This is a genomic window from Kitasatospora sp. NPDC001119 (assembly GCF_053598475.1).
On sequence record NZ_JBSFKI010000030.1, the window covers coordinates 41,424 to 61,049 of the forward strand.

The 19,626-nt window shown below is 70.2% G+C and carries 12 protein-coding genes, 1 pseudogene and 1 CRISPR repeat array; of the genes and pseudogenes, 7 read left to right on the top strand and 6 right to left on the bottom strand.

The genetic code is table 11. From position 1 onward, the window contains the following. Positions 1–150: 150 nt before the first annotated feature. The 3 genes from ACWDD9_RS31265 to ACWDD9_RS31275 form a co-directional block, all read right to left on the bottom strand. Entirely contained in the window at positions 151–1,392 is a 1,242-nt protein-coding gene (locus ACWDD9_RS31265; protein WP_449813422.1) for a helix-turn-helix domain-containing protein, read from the bottom strand. A 443-nt stretch (positions 1,393–1,835) separates the two neighbouring features. Further along, positions 1,836–2,165: a divalent-cation tolerance protein CutA gene (gene cutA / locus ACWDD9_RS31270; RefSeq protein WP_449813423.1), complete on the bottom strand. Its 330-nt coding sequence runs from the start codon at positions 2,163–2,165 to the stop codon at positions 1,836–1,838. Between the two features lie 209 nt (positions 2,166–2,374). Beyond that, entirely contained in the window at positions 2,375–2,989 is a 615-nt protein-coding gene (locus tag ACWDD9_RS31275; RefSeq protein ID WP_449813424.1) for a hypothetical protein, read from the bottom strand. A 404-nt stretch (positions 2,990–3,393) separates the two neighbouring features. Here ACWDD9_RS31275 and ACWDD9_RS31280 point away from each other — a divergent pair, with 404 nt between their 5' ends. The 4 genes and pseudogenes from ACWDD9_RS31280 to ACWDD9_RS31295 all read left to right on the top strand — a co-directional run. Continuing rightward, on the top strand, positions 3,394–5,580 hold the full coding sequence (locus tag ACWDD9_RS31280) for a protein kinase domain-containing protein (protein WP_449813425.1): 2,187 nt from the start codon (positions 3,394–3,396) through the stop codon (positions 5,578–5,580). Further along, on the top strand, positions 5,577–7,709 hold the full coding sequence (locus tag ACWDD9_RS31285) for a protein kinase domain-containing protein (RefSeq protein WP_449813426.1): 2,133 nt from the start codon (positions 5,577–5,579) through the stop codon (positions 7,707–7,709). Before ACWDD9_RS31280 ends, ACWDD9_RS31285 begins: the two co-directional genes overlap by 4 nt. A 26-nt stretch (positions 7,710–7,735) precedes the next feature. Next, the gene (locus tag ACWDD9_RS31290) at positions 7,736–8,527 is read left to right on the top strand and encodes a hypothetical protein (protein WP_449813427.1); all 792 of its coding nucleotides are present in this window, start codon (positions 7,736–7,738) and stop codon (positions 8,525–8,527) included. Positions 8,528–8,755: 228 nt separating this feature from the next. Next, positions 8,756–9,209, top strand: a pseudogene (locus ACWDD9_RS31295) (transposase); the annotation flags it as partial. Between the two features lie 182 nt (positions 9,210–9,391). Here ACWDD9_RS31295 and ACWDD9_RS31300 read toward each other — a convergent pair. Then, positions 9,392–9,961 (bottom strand): hypothetical protein, encoded by a 570-nt coding sequence (locus ACWDD9_RS31300; protein ID WP_449813428.1) that lies wholly within the window; start codon positions 9,959–9,961, stop codon positions 9,392–9,394. Between the two features lie 297 nt (positions 9,962–10,258). Here ACWDD9_RS31300 and ACWDD9_RS31305 point away from each other — a divergent pair, with 297 nt between their 5' ends. Continuing rightward, positions 10,259–11,005: a hypothetical protein gene (locus tag ACWDD9_RS31305; protein ID WP_449813429.1), complete on the top strand. Its 747-nt coding sequence runs from the start codon at positions 10,259–10,261 to the stop codon at positions 11,003–11,005. A gap of 275 nt (positions 11,006–11,280) precedes the next feature. On the opposite strand, the gene ACWDD9_RS31310 is transcribed toward ACWDD9_RS31305, so the two are convergent. Continuing rightward, entirely contained in the window at positions 11,281–12,417 is a 1,137-nt protein-coding gene (locus tag ACWDD9_RS31310; protein WP_449813430.1) for a ParB/RepB/Spo0J family partition protein, read from the bottom strand. Between the two features lie 29 nt (positions 12,418–12,446). Then, entirely contained in the window at positions 12,447–13,085 is a 639-nt protein-coding gene (locus tag ACWDD9_RS31315; protein ID WP_375876880.1) for a ParA family protein, read from the bottom strand. A gap of 684 nt (positions 13,086–13,769) precedes the next feature. Further along, a CRISPR array of direct repeats spans positions 13,770–14,103; the repeat unit is 29 nt; unit sequence TCGGCCCCGCACGCGCGGGGATGGCTCCC. Between the two features lie 258 nt (positions 14,104–14,361). On the opposite strand from ACWDD9_RS31315, the gene ACWDD9_RS31320 reads away from it, so the two are divergent. Further along, positions 14,362–18,669 (top strand): hypothetical protein, encoded by a 4,308-nt coding sequence (locus ACWDD9_RS31320; RefSeq protein WP_449813431.1) that lies wholly within the window; start codon positions 14,362–14,364, stop codon positions 18,667–18,669. Beyond that, on the top strand, positions 18,666–19,553 hold the full coding sequence (locus ACWDD9_RS31325) for a serine peptidase (RefSeq protein WP_449813432.1): 888 nt from the start codon (positions 18,666–18,668) through the stop codon (positions 19,551–19,553). Before ACWDD9_RS31320 ends, ACWDD9_RS31325 begins: the two co-directional genes overlap by 4 nt. Positions 19,554–19,626: the final 73 nt, after the last annotated feature.

Sequence of the window (19,626 nt, forward strand, 5' to 3'; positions counted from 1 at the left end):
CCGGACCCTGGTGCCGTTCCACCCATGGCCGCGGCCGACGAACAGCCCCGGACCCAGCAGCCGGCGAACTGCGGCCAGAACGGTCCTCTCTTTGTCCGGCGCGATCCCGTGCTCGTCCCAACGCTGCTGCGAGACTGCAGGTTCGTGAAGCTACTGCACGAGTTCCATGCTGCGGACGAGCCCGGAGAGGACAGCGTCCTGGGAGGGCACTCCGACCTGGACGAGCTCAGTGACCAGGGCGCGGCTCATGGGGTCGGCGTACACGTAGTGCGGTGCCGCCGTCGCGGCTTCCTTCAGCTTGACCACCGCGGCCGAGCTCCTGCCCATCCGGTGCATCGCTCGTGCCTCGTCGATCGTGTAGTGCGTACGGCGCTCCTTCGACGGCACCTCGTGGATGTCCACCTCCGGAACACGCCTGAGGCCACGGTCCGGCTCGTCCACCTCCACGCCGGCCTCCGCTGCGTGCACGGCCACGACACCACGTCCGAACACGGTGTGGTTCGCCAGGTCGTACCAGCCGTCGCCAAGTTGGTCGGCGTCCTCCAGCGCGGCGCTGATCCGGGCCCAGGCGTCGTCCTTCTGCCCTGCGCGGGCGTGGGCGATCGAACACCTCAAGTGCAGGGCGCCGCGCAGCGAAACCGCCGCTCGGTCGGCTGAACCTCCGCTGGTGTAGGGCTCCAGGTCCCGCATCGCAGCCTCGGCCACGGCGATGGTCTCGCGGTTCGAGGCCTGGTGCAGCAACGCGCCGCACCTGTCCCATGCGACGGCGGCCCGCATGAGCGGGTCATCGACGGCTGTCGCGGCATTGGCGGCCACCTCGGCCGCCGACCACGCCAGATCCGGATAGCCGAGTTGGTTCAGACACATCCGGGCCGTCCTCGCGGCGTCGACCAGCAGCCTCAGGGCTTCGTTCCGCTGGTGGCCGGCAAGGGTGAGCACCGCAGTGTTCAGATCTTCGATCAGTGGCGGAAGCAGGGTGGCGACTCCCGGCAGGTTCGCCGCCTGGCGGGCCGCGTTGGCACGGCGGGACTGCTCACGCAGCCTGGCCAGCTCAACCGGGGGCCCTTGCGGGATGAGCCCGGGGTGCCCAGACAGGATCAGGCCGGCACGGCGGAGACCGGTCCGGATCGCGGGGACGTGGGCGTGAGCAAGGCTTCCCCCAGCTCTCTGAAGGCGGTACGGCTGGCCGAGGAGCCAGACGACGTCAACGTCGCAACGGTCGGCGATCGCAGTGATCACGCTGTACCGGTCGAGCGGCTGTCGGCCGCTCTCGACGTTCGCCATCCAGGACTCGGCCCGGCCGAGGAAGCCAGCCAGCTCAACTTGAGTCAGTCCAGCCGCGTTTCGGGCGATCCGCACGCGTGCGCCGATGTGCTCGCTGTTCAAGGGCATGCTGATGTCCTCCGTCCCGACCTCGTCAATCAGGACGGTACTCCCGATGCCGTCGCCGTGAGGTGCTTGGACCGAACTCCCGGTGATTGCGCGAAGGCACGGAGGCGGCACCCGACCCGACGTCCCCAGCGCACCGACCGCCCGGTCGACGCCGCGCACCTGCACGGTGAGATGAACCGGGCAGCGGCTTCGTGAACAACGGCTACGTCATGGACCTGTGCACGGCCGCTGCCGGGTGGCCGACGCACGGTCGCTCGCCGTTCGTGGGGCTGTCCGGGGCAGCGGTGTTCTGCGCCCGCTACCTGACCAGCGTCGTCGCCGCCGACCGCGCCCCACTCCGCACACAGCCGACTCACCCAGCGGGGCGTCCTGGAAGACTGATGAAGATCCTGGTGTGGTCCGGGCTGCCACTGTCAGCCGGTAGCGCGGATCTGCCACACGACCTAGCCGCCCGCAGGTCGCGTCGCCCGGGTGATCCAGTCCAGGTAGGGCTGCGGCCCAGACAGGATCGGCACCGCGATCACCTCCGGGTTGTCGTACGGATGCTCCGCAACGACATGCGCCTCCAACTCGGCTACCCGGTCATCCGTTGTACGGAAGGTCACCTGCCACTCGATGCCCTCGCACACCTCTCCAAGGTGTCGGTAGGTCGTGGCGACCGGCCCGGTGACCTGCCCTGAGGCAGCCAAGCCGGCTTCGACCGCGGACCGGGACAGTTTGGCGCCTGCAGCGTCGCTGTCGACCGTGGTGATCATGATCAAGAAGTCAGCCATATCCGCGACACTACTCGGCGCCCGGAGGGCCGCGAGAGTGCGCGCGTCAACTGGTCGAACCTACCCGCGTTTCTGCGGCGCCGGGGCTTCATCAAGGGGTCGGCTGAAGTCGGTCCCTTGATGCGTCCTCTCCGTGGGGTGATGCAGCCAATGCAACGATGCTGCGTTGAATACAACGTGAATCAGTGCTGGTCGGTCCGGAGGGCGACTCAGTCCTGCAGGTCTTCCATCCGGTCCAGGAGGGCGGCCAGCAGCGTGGACCGGCCCTCTTCCGCGCGGGCTACCAGCTCTCGAAGCCGACGCATGTCCTCTGGGGTCAAGGCAGTGCCAAGGCCTTGGGCGCGAAGCGCTTCACCAAGAGCCGAGCCGGCGATGTCCAGTGAGATGACGATGCCCGGGCTATCTTGGGATGGGCTCGACTGGTGTCGGCGGGGCCGCGCCTGTTGACCTGAGTCGTGCTCCCGGCGGCGCATCGCCTCCTCGGTGCCGGGGGAAAGCGCGAGGTCGAATCCGTCGATCGTCGACATCTCCGCTGCGTCCGTGACGGCGCTTCGTGCCGCTTGCCAATCGGCCATAAACCCGTCCCTGGAGGCCGGCTGGGCGGACTCCAGGCCTTCCACTGTGTCCGACAGACACTTCAACGCCTCTCGGGTGCTCTTGCGCAAGGCGATGAGCCGACGCATCTCCTCCTCGGCACGCGAGCGTCGTCGGATACGTTCCGCCGTTCTGGTCTGAAGCGCTGACGAGAACATGGTGGCCCCCGCTCCCAGTACGGCTCCCCCGATCACGCCGATCAGACCGAAGAGCGCTTCGCTGTCTGCCATACGGGCATTTTCACGGTTGCGCGGCCACGTGTCAGGGACTTTCCCGAAGCAGGTGCGGCAAACTTGACGGTTTCACGTCACACCCGATAGAGGGAGCCTCAAGGGCGGAGGCTTTCCTTGTCCTACTCGCATACCGAGGCCGTTGGCGGTGTCTCGCGCCCACACCAGCGCAGTTACTCCGAGACCCGAGAGGGGGTGCGCAGCACGCGGGCAGCCCTGGGCAGTTCGCCGCTGGTGCTGCCATCCGTCTCGCGCCGGCCCGGTTCGGGGCCAGGGTGACCGGCCGTGGCGTGCCCGGCCGTCGGCGGGGGTGGAAGACCATTTGCGCGAAAGAGAACCACAGGGTGAGTTGTACGTGTCACTGTGTCTGTCGGTGATGACGGCAGCACGCTCGGGGAGGACTGGTGGCGGCCGACAGAAACACCAAGGGCATGCGGGCCCAGCAGACTGTGTTCGTGGGCCCGCATCAGCTGCTGCGTCCGTTGGGCGCGGGAGCGATGGGGGAAGTTTACCTGGCCCGTTCACCCGGGTTGAGACTGCTCGCGGTGAAGGTGATCAGGGCTGAATACGCTGAGGACCCCCAGTTCCAGCGCCGCTTCCGGCAGGAGGTGGAGGCCGCGCGACGGGTGACGGGCTTTCACGCACCCCCCGTCGTGGACGCGGAACCGCGCGGTCGCCGGCCATGGATGGCCACGTCCTACGTACCCGCGCCGGACCTCGGCGAAGTGGTGCTGCGCTTCGGCACCCTCGGCGAGGCGGGAACACAGGCCCTGGGAGCCGCTCTCGCGGAGGCGTTGACCGCGATCCACCTCGCGGGGGTGGTCCACCGTGACCTCAAGCCAGGCAATGTGCTCATCGCGCGGGACGGTCCGCGCGTCATCGACTTCGGGATCAGCCGCGCCTTCGACGCCGTGCACCTGACCCGGACCGGCATGGTGTGCGGCACACCCGGCTACGTCTCCCCCGAACGCATCGTCGCAGACTCCGCCACCACCGGTGCGGCTGACGTGTTCTCGCTCGGCTGCCTGTTGGTGTACGCACTCACCGCCCGTACGCCGTTCGGCGACGGCGAACCGGCGGAGGTCAACCGGCGGGTCGTGTACGAGGAACCGGATCTCTCCGGAGTGCCCCCCGCACTGCTCCCTGTGGTGGCCTCCTGTCTGGCCAAGGACCCCGTCCGGCGGCCCACCGCGGCGGCCGTGCTGGGCGCACTGGCCCCAGCCGATCCGGTGGCGCTGCTGAGCCCGTGGCTGCTCGCCGACCTCGATGCCCGGGAGCAGCAGGCCGAGGCGGACCTGGGCGCGCCGCCGGCCGATCCGCCCGCGCTGCCGGTGCGGACCTGGCAGTCGCTCAGTCGGCGCGGCCTGCTCGGGCTCGGCGCAGGGCTCGGCGCGGGCGTGGCCGCTGCCGTTGGCGTGCCGCTGCTTGTCCGGTCGTCCGGCGGACCGGTGACGGTGGGCAAGGCCGTCGACGCGTGGGGAGTTTCAGCGGCGGGTTCCGGTACACCGGCCCCCGGTCCGGAACCGCTGTGGAGCACTCCGATCAAAGGTCTGACGCTCGGCCATCAACTGTCCATGCTCGGTGGCACACCGGTGTGGTGGAACGAGGGGCAGGGCGCGGCCGGCTTCGACGGCGCGACGGGGCGCCAGACCTGGTCCCGGCAGGACGCGCAGTTCTACCAGGTGCAGAACGGCCTGATCTACGGAACATCTCTGGGCTTCGCGAACCTGGTGTGGCTGAACGCCGGAGGCGAAAGCCGGCAGAGCCCTCTCACCGTGCCCGCCGAGCAGCGCGACTACGCCGCGATGAGCCTGCGGGTCTTCGGCGCGGACAACCGGACGGTGGTGCTCGCCCGTCAGACGTCCTTGACGGGCGGCGGGGTTGTGACCGGGACCGAGCTGAACACGGGGGCGGTGCTGTGGCAGCAGGAGATCACCAATCCGATGGCAGTGTTTTCGGCCCGCGACTCGGAGAGCATGATGAGCGGTTCCGGCAGCTCGATGGGCCTGGTCGCCGACGGTCGCTGCTACTACGAGGACAGTGGCGCCATCCGCGCTGTGGACCTGCGCACCGGCGCGTCCCACTGGCAGGCCACCAGCCTTGCACCAGGGGCTGGAGGGCTCACCCGGCTGCTGCGTACCGGCGAGCTGCTGTTGGTCATCAGTGGCACCGCGGTCGTCGCCCTGGACCCGGACACCGGGCAACAGCGCTGGGCTGCTCCCGCTGTCCCGCAGGCGGTCTTCGGCTGTGCGCTCGGGGCAGGCAGGCTTCTCCTCTCCGGCGTACAAGGCACCGCCTACTGCCTGGACGTCACGACCGGCAGGGGGCTATGGCACACTGCCGTGAAGGCGATGACCGGGCCGAGCACGGACACCAACTTCCGGACGCCATCAGCCGGGAACGGCTTCTTCGGAGTGCCCCTGCCGGACGGATCGTCCGGAGCAGTAGTCCTGGATGCCGCCGACGGCGCCATCCGCTGGGTGGCGAAGGCCGCCTCCGACGAAGGCCAGTGGACCACTGCGGCCAACGGCAGCACCCTCTACTGCGGGTCCGCCACCATGCTGCGCGCCTTCCGGGCGAGCGGTGCGTGAGCACGCGGAGCATCGGCCCGTATCGCGTGCTGCGGCGGCTCGGCACGAGCGGCATGGGCGACGTCTACCTGGCCACCACCGACAGCGGACGCCCCGTCGCGGTGAAGACCGTGAAGCAGCAGTACGTGGCCGACGCCGGCTTCCGGCGCAGGTTCACCCAGGAGGTAGCAGCGGCCAGGGCAGTCAACGGGGCCTACACCGTGGCGGTGGTGGATGCCGACACCGAGGCGGAACTCCCTTGGTTGGCAACCGAGTTTGTCGCAGGCCCATCACTGCACGAGGCCGTGACGCGGCACGGCCCGCTCCCTGGGCCCGCCCTGCAGGTCCTGGGGGCGGGACTGGTGGAGGCGCTGACCGCGATCCACCGCGCCCGGATCATCCACCGCGACCTGAAGCCCTCGAACATCCTGGTCAGCAGGGACGGTCCGAGGGTCATCGACTTCGGCATCAGCAAGCCGACGGTCGACGCGCTTCCCACCGCGAGCGGTGAGATCGTCGGCACCCCCGGGTTCATGTCCCCCGAACACACGAGGGGCGAGGACCTCACCCCTGCCAGCGACCTGTTCTCGCTCGGCGCGGTCCTGGCCTTCGCCTCCACCGGTCGCCCGCCCTTCGGCGAGGGCCCGCCGGAGGTGCTGATCTACCGGTCCGCTGAGGAATCCCCGGACCTCAACGGGGTACCGCCGGAACTGGTGAGGCTGCTGGTGCGCTGCCTGGACCGGGACCCAGCCCGGCGCCCCTCACCGGCCGAACTCGCCGCAGCCTTCCGGTACGGTCCGGCGGTCGGCACCGACTGGATGGGCGTAGCCGAGCGGACGGTGCGCCGACGCGAGCGGGACCTGGCCCGGGTGCTGAGAGACCCGAACGGCACCCGGCGTCGGCTGCTCGTCCTCGGCGGAGCCCTACTGACCACGGCCGCCGCGGGAGGCGCCACCCGGGCTTTGTGGCCCGGCCCGGCCAGCGGCGCGCCCCCGACGACCTGGTCGGTCACGCTCCTCAGAGCCGGTATGGCTCCTGTCGGCTGCGGGCCGGCGGCGGTGGTGTGCGCGGACCGCACCGGAGTGATCGGCTACGCCCGCACCGACGGGCGGACGCTGTGGAGCAGCACCGTGGAGACCGGCATCCTCCCGATCGGCGACGGCAGCCGGGTGTGGACCGTGGACCCGGCTGGAGTGGTGCAGGTGCGCGACGCCCGCGACGGCACGACGCTCTGGCGTTCGGCCGACACCGCTCCCGGCGCGCGGTCCGCCGCCCTGCCGATGCCAGGCCTGCTGCTGGTCATCGGCCAGAACGGCGAGTTGCACGCCTACGACGCGACCGGCGGGGGCCGGCTCTGGACCAGTGCCCCGCTTGGCAACCTCCCCATCCTCCAGAGCATGGCTTCGGCGGGCCTGCTGGTCGTGATGGGCATCTCGGACCAGATCCAGAACACGAGCGCAGCGTTCCACTTCACCGCGCTCGACCGAGCGAGCGGGCAGCAGCGCTGGTCGCTCGACGCCCAGGACCTGTACGCGCCGCAGACCGGAAACCGGCTGTACACCTTGACCTCGGATCTCGCCCTCACCTCAGTGAACAGCCAGGACGGCGCCACCGTCTGGAGTCAGCCCACTGGCCTTCCACCGGCCTCCGCGACCATGAGCTTCACGTCCTACCTGGGCTCGCTGTCGCTCCGCCAGGACGTGGTCACCTGCCTGCCCCGAATCGGGCTGACGGACTCGGACGAGCAGGTCAACACGGCGGCCTTCGACTCCGCCCAGGGCACCCGACTCTGGAGCGGACAACACAGCGGCTCCATCAACGGGAGCGCGGACGCCGCAGGAGTGCTCGTCCTAGGCGGGCCACGGGGCGCATCCGGCACCGACCTGCGCACCGGACATACCGCCTGGACCTGGCAGTCGCCCCGAGGCGCAGCCACCGTCCACGGCGCCGCCGGGAAGCTGATCGTCCTCACCACACCCACCACCGCCGGCGGGATCACCCTACAGACGCTCACCGCTACCGACGGCACCCCGCAGTGGCAGCACACCTTCGCCCGGCAGCCAGGCGACCCGAAGATCCTGCTCCAGGACTCGGCCCTGCTGGTCAGCTATGGGACCACGCTGACCGCCTACCACCTGCCCAGCAGCTGACCCTCCTCCGAAAGGTTCACCACGAGATGGCCGACACCGAGGAAACCCCACACACACCAGAGCCGCTGCCAACCCCCGAGCCCACCCGCATCCTGCCGGGACAGCCCACCCCGGCCACCCTCCCCGACCCGGCGGACCTGCGCCCCGCCGGTCCCACCCGACGATGGACCTGGCTGCTCGGCGGCCTCACAGCCGGAGCCGGCATCACCGCCCTCGCACTGAGCCTGGTGGCCAACCTCCTCCACCCGACACCGACCGCCGCGCCAGCTACGGCAGTGACCGCCCCGGCAACCGTCCCCGGCGGACCTTCCTCCGCCGCTCCGGCCACCCCGCTCTACACCACACTGATCGACGGCTGCGCGCTGCTGCGCCCGGAGACAGTCGAGCGCCACATCAAGGGGGCCGCCTGCACGACCGGGGCGTCAAGCGGCGGTGTGATCTCGTCACGCGGGATGTGGACGAGCAAGGAACCCGGCTACGCCAACGCGGAGGTCAACGTCATGTTGTCCCCCGTCGTGGAGTCTGTCTACCAGCAGATGCTGACCATTGGCCGGACCACAGCGACCACCACTGGCGCGAAGATCACTGACGACCGGACCATTCCCGGCCTCGGTGACAAGGCGACCCTGCTCTACACCTCCTACAGCGGCTCCGGCAGCGTCAGCCTCACGGTGGTCCAGCGCAATGCTCTCGTCACCGTAAGATACAGCGCACTCACCAGCTCCGGCCCGGTCCTCCAGGACGTTCCCACTGAAACGGCCGAAGCCGCCGCCATCGCCTGTGCCAAGGACGCGCTCGGCACGCTCACCACCTCCTGAACCCCGTCCTGGACCTGTACCTACGCTCGCTTCACCACCACGACAACGGCAACGCCCGCTGTGACCACTCCGAGGTTGCCAAGGAGCTTGGGCCTCCGGAGCCCCCTGGACTCTCCTGGCCAATGACCTGAGCCGGGCCGCCAGTTGCTGAGGAAGCGGATAGCTGCGGGGATGTCCGAGAACTACAGCACAGCGGAAATAACTGATCATTTCAGAATGAGTTGAGCTGTGGGTCTTGCGCTCGACGATCTCGGTCGGCAGGGTGTCCGGGGCCGTGCTGATCTTGTTCCGGACGACCTCTGGAAGTGGGTGGCTCCGCTGCTGCCACCCGCTCCCGAGCGGCGCTACCGCCATCCCGGGCGGCCCTCGCGGGTATCATGTACGTGCTGCGAACCGGTGTTGCCTGGCGCGACACGCCCACCGAGACCGTGGGCTGCTCTGGCGTCACGGCCTGGCGCCGGCTGCGGGACTGGACCGAGGCCGGCGTTTTGCCGCGACTGCACGCCGCCCTGCTGACCGAACTGCGTCGCGCAGACCTGCTGGACCTGGGCGACTGCGCCGTGGACGGCTCACACATCCGGGCCCTCAAAGGGGGGAGCATGTCGGCCCCTTACCCGTCGACCGCGCCCGCCCCGGCGCCAAGCAGCACCTGATCGTCGACCGCCACGGAACCACTGTCGCAGCCAACGGCAGGGCGCATTGCCGCCGGATAAGTGGCCCGTGATCTCGCCCGCCACTGCCATACAGATGGCGCCGCCAATCCTTCGGTGCCTGCCCGGCATCAGCCCCGCAGCAGTCGGGCGCCGGGCCGCCGGGAGCCGTCAGGACCGCCTGCGCAGCGGAGGCCGCGCGCCGACGATGACGCTACTCCGCACCGGTGGCAGCAGCCTGCGCGCGGCAACGGTCCAGTCCTGCTATCACCTCGGCCCGGTCCGAATCGTCCTTGCCCGCCAGTAGTTCGCCGGCCGTGGTCATGGCGGCCCAGAAATCGGGCGGCGAGCCCCGCCCGTCCCGGAACCGGGTCCTGGCGAAGTACAGGAAGATCTTTGTGAGCTCACCGGAACGAAACCACCCGAGCAAGCTGCCTGGATAGCCTCCACGTGCACCGGCGGCGATACCCAACAGGTCGCGGATGCGCTCGTCGTACTCGTCGAGTGCTCGGTCCACGATGAACATGCCCCTCATCACGAGGACGCTGGCGACGAGTTCCTCCTCGCCTGCCGAGAACTCCGCGAAGAATGGTTCGGCTTCGCGGAGTCGGGCCTGTGCGTCCGGCCGAGGCACACCCAGAGCCAGGCACACGGCCAGCGCGCAATCACCCCACTCGCCCGTCCTCGCGGCCAGTTCGGCGAAGATCTCCTCGTTGTCCTGCCCAGCGGCAAGCATCTCCCGGGCCTCCGGAACCAGCGCGTCCGCGCCCTCCCCACGATTCATGGCCAGAGGCTACCGCGAGGTACAACGGCCGAGATCGCTCGGATCCCCGCGTGCGTTCGAACATGCGACCGGCGTTCTCACCCGTGCCCCGCCACGACGAGCGGCCGGACGAGACCGAGCCGGACATCGGCAGCACCCGCCTACTGCCGGCCCCACTTCGGCCGCGGAAGCCCGTACAGCTGATGCCTGGCCGGCTGCGACATCCCGATCGGAGAGCTGACCGTCCTCTGGGACACTGGGGGTATGACGGATACGGGGGGTCGGGAAGGCGTGCGCGAAGGGCGGCGGAGGCGGCTGGTGGCCGCCGTGATCTCGCTCGGCGCACTGGGTGTCGGTGTCGTCCACACCGTCAGGCCGGATCTGAAGATCGACGGTGCGACGCTGGTCCTGGCCGCGATCGCCGTGGTCCCGTGGCTGGGCGATCTCTTCGAGAGCATCGAACTGCCCGGAGGCGCCAAGTTCCAGTACCGGCAGTTGCAGGAGCGCGTGGAGGCCGTCGAGCAGCAGGCCGCGGAGGCTCGGCAGGTGGGGGACGACGCGAGCCGCCAGGCCCGGGTGGCCCTGGTGGCCGGCAGTGAGGGCATCGGGAGTGCCGAGGCGGAGGAGGAGGTCGGCCGTCTCGTCGGCGAGTTCGCGGACCTGCGGCGCAGGGAGCCGTCGGGGCCGGCGCGGACCTACCGTCAGGAGCTGATCTTCGCCGAGCTGGCCAGGCTCACTCCGCTGGTGGACGGCTACGACACCGCATCCGCTCTCGGCTCCGCCGACGGCGGGACCCGGCTGGCGGGCTACGCCCGCCTGTACGCCCGGCCGGAGGAGGAGTTCCTGTCGGCGCTCGTCGAGGCGGCGGCTTCCGAGGAGCTCGCGTTCAACCAGTACTGGGCCTTCCAGGCGGTCGGTTCGGTCGCCGACGCCGTCGGGCCGGGGAACGTGCGGCTCGACGCGATGCGGCGTCTGCGTGCCTGCCTTCCCGCACTCCCGCAGGGCAGCGACCGCGTCCGGGCGCTGACAGCGGTGCTCAGGCGGCTGGACGGCGCGGCGGGCTGACGGTTCCTCGCACCGGGTGTCGGCCCTGATGGCCGGCGTCCTGGCTCGAGGGCAGGGAGTCCTGGACGAGCGGCCCGCCCCGAGTTCCGTCCTCTGACGTGAAGGCGAAGACCCTCGGCGACGAGCCGGGGTCGAGACGGAACCGGCGCCCGGTCCCGGCTGCAGCCGCCGCAACGGGCTGTTGCCCGGTGACGCCGCCGGGTCGCGCAGGAATCCGATGCCGTGGTGCCCCGGCTCCGCCGCCAGGACAGCGGAGCCGGGGCACCACGGGTGGGTCAGTTGCTGGTCGTCAGCAGCCGGTTGGCCAGGGCGTCGGCGAGGCGGTAGGCCTCGTCGGCCGAGAGGGTACGGCAGATGGCGTCCGCAAGCTCCTCCACGTTGTGCCAGTCGACGCTACCGAGTTCCGCCTGCGGGGCGGCCGACGACTGCTCGTCCACCGGGGCCACGGCCCGCTGCTCCGGCATCGGGAGCGGCTCGGAATTTTCCGCGGAAAATCGCTCGGTGCTCCGGATGGGCTCGGTGTTCGCGACCGGGTTGCGGGGCGCGGGCTCCGGCCGAGGGGTGACAGGAGCCGGGGCCTTCACAGTGGCCGGTGCCGTCTCCGCTGCCGCTGCCGACTGGGCCGGCGATGCGGTGGCGGGCGTCGCGGCGGGCTGCGGTGCGGGAGCCTCAGCAGGCGCCTTGGCGGCGGCCTTGGCCTCCAGCTTCGCGGCGCGCCTGGCGGCCACGGCGTCGGCGTCGGCCTGGAGCAGTTGCTCCAGTTCCGCGGTCTGCCCGGCCAGGGACATCGCCTCGATGCCCTTCACCGACCCGAGCCGGCGGGCGACGTTGATGGAGACGCCCTCCTCGCCGCGAGCCTTGGCCCGCACCTGGCGCTGCAGCTCGGGGTGGAGCTTCAGCAGGTTCTTGCGGTGCGAGATCCAGCTCTGGGACCAGCCCTCCGCCTCGGCGGCCTCCTTGGCGGTCGGGTACTGCGCCACGATGAGAAGGACCGCATTGGCCTCCTCGATCGGGTCGAAGTCCTTGCGCGCCATGTTCTCGTCGAGCGCGGCCCGCAGCAGGGTCGCCTTGGACTCCGCCACCGAGTCGTCCACGACCACGAGCAGCTGCTCGCGCCCGTACAGCTCCGCGGCGGCCCGCCGGCGGTTGCCGTTGACGATGACGACGTCCTGTGCGCCCGCGCCCAGCGTCTGCCGGTCCTCCGGCCACAGCCGCAGGTAGGCGGCCGGGGTGACGGCGAGGCAGCTCTGCAGCTGGCGGTCCTTGATGCTCGCCAGGTCGGAGAGGTCGCCCAGCTCGTCACGCGGGTTGCGCGGGTTGGGGAGGCAGCTGGCCGTGGGGATCCACTTGGCCACCGGGGCGTCGTTGGCGCTGTCCACACCCGGAGCGTCGACGACCGGGTCGGTGGCCATCGAGGCGAAGGAAACACGACGGCCTGCCATCAGCGGCCCCCGTAACCGAGCTCGAGGGACAGACGGAAGAAGTCCTCGCGGGCCCGGTAGGCGGTGCCGCTCTCCTTGTACTGGGTGACGACCGTTCCCTCGGCCACCGCCCGCGAGTGGATCTTGTACCGGCGCAGGACGGTCTTGGCGCGGGGCCACCCCTTCGCCGTGATGTACGCCTCGGTGTCCTCCAGGTCGGCGCGGCCGTCCCGGGGGTCCCAGTTGTTGACGACGATCCGGAAGGGGATGTCCATGGGCTCGATGACCTTCTGGATCGTCCGGGCCGTCGGGTCGAAGCACAGCGGCTCGGTGATCATCGGGACCAGGACGTCGTCCGCGATCTCCAGCGCCCTGCGCAGGATCTCCTCGTCCGCCAGGGTGCCCGGCGTGTCGATGAAGATGTGCTGGTACTCGTCCTTCTCACCGAGGACGTCGAAGGTGCACGCCGCGAGGTTGACCGTGGTGGTGGTCTTGCCCACGCCGCCCTTCTGGTTGGCGATGACGTGGATCTTCGCGCCGGTGTTCTTCAGGTGGATCAGCTGCTCGGCGTGGTCGTGTGCAGCCATGAAGTCGAAGGGCAGGTTGTCACCCACCCGCTCGGCCCAGACGACGGCGGACCCCTGGGGGTCGGTGGACACGACAAGCACGGATGGCTTCATGATGTTCCGTTCTCTCCGTGGGCTTCCCGGGCCGACTGCCCGGTACTGCGGATGCCCGCCGCTCAAAGCCGTGGTCGGCGGACAGGGAACAGCATTCCAGATGATCAGCCCGGAGCCTGACACGACCCGCGTGTCATGGAGCACAAAAGGGTTGGATCGCGGTGGCCGGACTTCCGGAGAACCGTCCTTCTTCCCTGAGATGGCGTCCAATCTCCAGGGTTTCCACCTGCGGTGATGCATGTTTGACGGAGGGGGGAATTTGTGAGCACTGGTCATTCGCATGGGAGGGCGTCGTGCGCGTGCCGGCTTTCGCGACGCAGGCCGACTGTCGTGGCATGGTGAGTCCCGCCCGGAGCCGGCCACCGGGTGACGGCCGGCTCCGGGCCCGAACTGGGCAGGGTGAACGTCGGTGGTGCCCAGCCGACTGCGCCACCTCGGAGCAGCGCGGGACGCGCGACGGTGATCCTGTGATCCCGCTGCTCGAGGTGCTCCCCCGTGCGGGTGACGTGGCGGAGCGATGTGCCAAGGGTCGGCCAACCGAGGAAGCAGCCTTGCTTGGTTGAGAGAACGGAGCGTCAGGTTGGTCCCCGCGTAGACGGGGCTGTGGACTCGAACTGAATTAACTGGCGTACTCTGAGCCAAATCACAGCAGGTCAGAAAGTGTCGGCCCCGCACGCGCGGGGATGGCTCCACCTCCTCACCCTGGAGGAGGCTGCCGTCTACGTCGGCCCCGCACGCGCGGGGATGGCTCCACCTCCTCACCCTGGAGGAGGCTGCCGTCTACGTCGGCCCCGCACGCGCGGGGATGGCTCCCACCCACGGGGCGGCGCCTGTTGGAAGGATCTATCGGCCCCGCACGCGCGGGGATGGCTCCCCGCAGGATCTCCGGCAGGAAGCCGTGGGCGGGTCGGCCCCGCACGTGCGGGGATGGCTCCCACTCACAGGCGGTCTCGAATCCCATATCGCAGTCGGCCCCGCACGCGCGGGGGTGGCTTCCATGACGAGCCAGCGTGGTCCGGCGGCGGCAGGCTGAACGGCCCGGCCGAAACCAGCGCCCAGCGGCTCCACAAGCTACGACTGGGCATGGTTCCGATCCCGACCCCTGAAGGCCTCCGCCGCAGGACACGGCGTGTAGCCGAAGGCGAACCGGTGCCAGCAGCCTGTCACGAGACCGGCCCGAACGGCGTAGTCTCTCCGGATCGGGTCAGGTCGGATCCGAACATCACACCAGAACAGCCGAGAACGGGGATCGGAAGTGCGCCGTCATGCGCTGGTGGTCGGCGTGGGAGGCGCGGCCGCGAGCCTCACGGACGAGTCGCCTCCGAACTGGCCGCCGCTCGCCTACGCGGCTCCCTACGCGCAACGGTTGCGCGAGGTCCTGGGCAAGCAGTACTCCTACGTCCTCCTGGAGCCCGACCCGGATCCCGCGTTCACCGCGGCCGCGCTCAGTGACGCACTGACGGCAGCGGTCAAGAGTGGGGCCGACTTCATCGTCATCCACCTGCTCGGGCACGGGGCGCCCACCCGCAACAGTCACGGGCTTCAGGTCGTCGGAGGTGACGGTGAGCTCACCGAGGCACTCTCCCGCTGGGTAGACCTGGCCGAGAATCTGACGACGGGAGGGGACAGCGAGCCCGCCGTCCTGCTCGTGCTCGACCTCTGCCACTCCGGCACGGTGGTGACCGAGCACCTGCGGTCGCTGGTCCGGCCGGAACATCGGCGGGTATGGGTGCTGGCGGCCTGTCAGTCCGACCAGTCGGCCTACGACGGCCGCTTGAGCCTGGCGATCGACGAAGTCCTCCGGGGCTTCGCGTCAGGCGCCCTGAAACTCGACGAGTCGCACGAGCACATACCGATCGACCGCCTCTGCCGCGAAGTGGCCCTCCACGTCGAGGACCAGGGTGCGGGTTCCTACTCCCAAGCCGTGGAGCGCCCGCTCGTCGCGCTCGGTACCGACCTGTCCCACCTCCGGTTCTTCCCCAACCCGCGCTACGAGCCCGGCGGTCCGCGCGGCCGCGCCGGCGTCGACCCGGCGGTTTTCGCCTTCCTCGACGAGGTGGCCGACGCTCGCCATTTCGTGGGGCGGGCGCATGGAGGCAACGGCGCCGCCGCCGAGAGCGGTCTGTCGACCTTCACCGGCCGAAGTGCCGAGCTGCGCGAACTCACGGCATGGGCGGAGGGTGAGGGCGCCCCGGTACGGATCGTCACAGGGGCGCCCGGGGCGGGCAAGTCCACGCTGGTCGGCATCCTCGCCTGCACCGCGCATCCCCTGCTGCGCGAGGCCACGGAGTGGTTGTGGAGACCGTCGGCCGGCGACCTTCCCGACGCCGTCGAAGGGCTTGCCGTCGTCCACGCGCGACGGCGGACCGTCGCCAGGATCCTTTCCTCCCTCGCAGCCCAGTGGAACCTGGAACCAGCAGACCCCACGACCACGTGGACCACGGACCGGCTGGTGGCCGCGTTGCGCACCAGAGCCGAACCGCCCCACCTGATCGTGGACGCCGTGGATGAGGCCGAGAATCCCGCTGACCTCGTCACCGCCCTGCTGCTGCCCCTGCTGTCGATCGAACGCGCGGACATGAAGCCGCTGTGCCGGGTGCTGATCGCCACCCGTCGCGAGGAGAGCCTTCGGCACCTCTTCGAGGTCACCGCCCGGTACTGCGATCCGATCGACCTGGACCATGTCCCCCCGGCCCGGTTGCGCAAGGACCTCGTGAACTTCGTCAGCCGCGTGCTGCGCCCCATGGCGGACGAGCCCGCGTGGTGTTCCCTGTCCGCGGCGGAGAGCCTCGGCAGGGCGATGGCGGACACGCTGCTCACCGGCACACGGGAGTACGGCGAGTTCCTCGTCGCCGGCCTCTACCTCCGCCTGCTGCGGGACCAGGCCGCGCCCCCGGTCGACGTGGCCGAAGCCGAGGCCTTGGGCCGGGACGTCCCCCGTACCCTCGGTGCGGTCCTCGACCTCGACCTGGAGGTCCTCGCCCGGCCCGGACTTCGCGAACTCCTGGCCGCGTTGGCGTGGGCCGAAGGCGACGGGATGCCTGAGGAACTGCTGGTCCGTGTCGCGGACATCGCGTCGGCTGGAGGGAGCGACGAGCGGGCGGACGCGGCGGAACTCCTTCAGATCGCGCGCTTCTACGTGCGCCGGAACGTCGACCGTGAAGGAACGCCGGTATACCGCCTCTTCCACCAGGGGCTCGCCGACGAACTGCGCGGCCGGCCCGGTCTTGACGCGGCGACGGTCTGGGAGCGGCTCGTGGCCACGGTACGGCCGGCCGGTGCCCGGCAGGGCCGCTGGTCGACCGCCGTGCCGTACCTGCTGAGCCATGCCGCCCGTCACAGCGCCTCCGCCGGCAGGCTCGACGAGCTGCTCGAAGACGCCGAATTCCTCGTCCACGCGGATCCGGCCCCGCTGGTGAACGAGCTGTACCACGGTGAACGGAGCTCGCGCGCTGCCGTCTATCTGACGTCCTACGGAGCCCACTACGACGGGCCGCCCGACCAGCGGCGGACCGTTCTCGCCATCGACGCGGCCCGGCACCAGCAGTGGCAGCTGAGTTCCGAGCTGTCACGGGACACGGCGTGGAGGATCCGTTGGACGGCCGGACGCGATCTGCACCCCGGCCTGCTGAGGACGCTCACCGGGCATCGCGGCGAGATCTCGGACATGACGACGCTCGTGATCCAGGAGCGGCCCCATGCCCTGACGGCCGGACGGGACGGTACGGCGCGCCTGTGGGACCTGGACTCGGCCGAGACGACACACGAACTGGCCGGTCACGGCTCGCCGGTGAACTGCGTCGCGGTTGTGGAGGCGGATGGCGCGCACATCGCGGTGACGGGATGTGAGGACGGAGTCCTGAGGGGCTGGGACCTGACGACGGGACGTCGCCTCTGGACGCGGCAGGCCCACACGGGTCCGATCCGGTCGATGGTGGCCATGCCCTACGGCGGGGCGCCGGCGTTTGCCACCGCGGGGAGGGACAAGGTCATCCGCTTCTGGCGCCCGTCCTCGGGGGACCTGCTGTCCGACATCCGGATGCAATCACTCCACGCGCCCCCCATCAGCGGTGATGTGTGGCAGCTCTCCCATGTCGTGGTCCCCGGACGGGGCGACTGCGTCGCCGTCTGCTACGACGATTGGCTTTCGGTGCTCACGGTGCACGGTGAGGAACTGGGAGACGAGGACCTGCTGCTCACCGTGCCGGAACGGCCGACGCGAGTGCGGTACATCGAGCGCGGATCCGATCTCGAACCGGTTTCGGGTGACAGTGACGGCATGGTCCTGATCGGGTACGAGCTCCTGGACGAAGCGCACGCCGATGCCATCACGGACCTTGCCCGTGTCCCCTTGGAGGGCTCCGCCTTCGTCGTCAGCGCGAGCGCGGACGGAACCGCCCGACTGATCGAGACGCGTGAGCCGTGGCGCGCGCGTCAGGTCGCCAGTCACACCACGAAGATCACTCGTGTAGCGGTGGCTCCCGACCCCGACGGCACGCGACTCCTCACCGCGAGCGAGGGCGGTACCGTCCGGATCTGGGACTTGACGGTCGAGACGACCCAGCAGCGGTATTCCGGGCACGTCCACACCGTCACCGCGCTGCTGGCCCTGCCGGGAAGCCGACTGGTCTCGTGCGGCGCCGACGGGACCTTGGCGTTGTGGGACACCGAGACCGGGGAGAGGCGGCAGGTCTCCCTCCGCGTTGATCACGACGGCCACCTGATATCGGACGAGGCGACCGGCGTCGCACTGCTGGAGGACGGAGAGCACCCGCGGATCGTCGCCTCCTGCGCCAGGGAGGACTTCGCGCTGTGGGACACGAGCGTCGCGGAGGAGACGCTCGAGGGACGGGTCGACGGTTCCCTGCCCGGTACCGACGCCATCGTCTCGGTTGTGATCGACGGCGTGCCCCACATCGCGTGCGCGGGCCCGACCGTCAAGCTCTACAGCCTCGATCGTGTGGACTACCTGGCCGCCTGGCCCCATGGCCACGGAGACTGGCCGAGCGCACCCACCGGCGAACGCGAGCTGGACCTGCCCGGAGACGTGGCCTGCATGGCCGCCTCGGCCGGCCACATCGTCGCCGGGTACCGCTCGGGTGTCGTCCGATCGGCACCGCTGCGAGGTTCGTCCGGAGGACGCGAGCTCACCCGGCACCCCACTGCCGTCTGGGCGGTGGCCACGGTCGAACTCGACGGGCAGCTCCACGCCATCAGCGGGGACCACGCGGGAGGGCTCCGCCTGACGGCGTTCGACGGCACCTCGCAGGTCGACCTCGTCGGACACACCCGCGCGGTCTTCACCGTCGTACCGGTCACGTTCCAGGGCCGAGCACACGTCCTCACCGGCGGCATGGACCGTTCGATGCGACTGTGGGACCTGACGACCGGTCGGCAACGCGATGTCTTCTGGTTCCCCGACACCGTGTTCGCCATCGCCGTGGCCGAGGACGGCACCGTCTTCGCAGGTGTGGGCCCGGACATCGTCCGCCTGGAGCCGACCGATCACCTGTTCCCCCTGCGGCCCTGGACGGCCCCGGCACAAGAAACGAGGACCGCATGACCGCCATCGTCGGAGTGCACGGCGTCGGGCACTACGCGGCCGGCCACTCCCCCGTGGACGTCGTCGCCGCCCGCTCGACGCTCTGGACCGGGGACCTCGCCGCCGGACTCGGCGTCGCCCCCGACCGGATATCACTGACCTACGCCTACTACGCCCACCACCTGCACCGCGACCGGCCAGTCGCGCAAGGGGCGGCGGACGCTCTCGAACAGCTTGTGCGCGAGCATCCGGAGGCGGTCACCGGGATCACGGACTGGGCGGAATCGTTGGACGAGTCCCTGGGCCTGGGGCTGCCGGCGGTCACGGCGCAGGGACGTCTGGCCGTGCCTCTGCGGCAGCTCGTGTCGGTCATCGCCGAGCGCCTCAGCCTCGACGGCCGGCTGACCCGGGCCTTCATCGGCCTGTTCTTCCGGGACGTCGCCCTCTACCTCGGGCAACGGGACGATGCCACCCGTATCGCCGCCCGCGACGAGGTGGCCGCCGTCATCGCGTCGGCAGGGGCACGGGTCGTGATCGCCCACTCGCTCGGCAGCGTGGTCGCCTACGAGGCCCTCCACGCGCACCCCGAGCTCGAGGTCGACCTCCTCCTGACCCTCGGCTCGCCGCTGGGGCTTCCCCACGGGGTCTTCGACCGGCTGTCACCGACGCCTGTCGACGGCACCGGGCAGCGACCGGGAGGGGTCCGCCGTTGGGTCAACCTCTGCGACCACGGCGACATCGTCGCGATCCCCCGACCGCTGAAACGACGCTTCCCCACCGTGGACCTCGACCTGGTCGACAGCATCGCCCCGTTCGACTTCCACAAGGTGGCGCCGTACCTCCGGTCGGCCGCGGTGGCTGCGACCATCGCCCCGTTCCTGGGCGGGGGCGGCTCGTCGAGCTGACGAGCGCCGTCGCACGCTGAGGGAAGGAGCGGCCGCCGCCTACGGATTCGGTCTCCTCCCCGCCGACGTCGCC

Excerpts from the sequence above, each read along its gene's own strand:
- ACWDD9_RS31265 (WP_449813422.1), bottom strand. The coding sequence starts at position 1,392 with ATGCCCTTGAACAGCGAGCACATCGGCGCACGCGTGCGGATCGCCCGA.
- cutA (WP_449813423.1), bottom strand. The coding sequence starts at position 2,165 with ATGGCTGACTTCTTGATCATGATCACCACGGTCGACAGCGACGCTGCA.
- ACWDD9_RS31275 (WP_449813424.1), bottom strand. The coding sequence starts at position 2,989 with ATGGCAGACAGCGAAGCGCTCTTCGGTCTGATCGGCGTGATCGGGGGA.
- ACWDD9_RS31290 (WP_449813427.1), top strand. The coding sequence starts at position 7,736 with ATGGCCGACACCGAGGAAACCCCACACACACCAGAGCCGCTGCCAACC.
- ACWDD9_RS31300 (WP_449813428.1), bottom strand. The coding sequence starts at position 9,961 with ATGAATCGTGGGGAGGGCGCGGACGCGCTGGTTCCGGAGGCCCGGGAG.
- ACWDD9_RS31310 (WP_449813430.1), bottom strand. The coding sequence starts at position 12,417 with ATGGCCACCGACCCGGTCGTCGACGCTCCGGGTGTGGACAGCGCCAAC.
- ACWDD9_RS31325 (WP_449813432.1), top strand. The coding sequence starts at position 18,666 with ATGACCGCCATCGTCGGAGTGCACGGCGTCGGGCACTACGCGGCCGGC.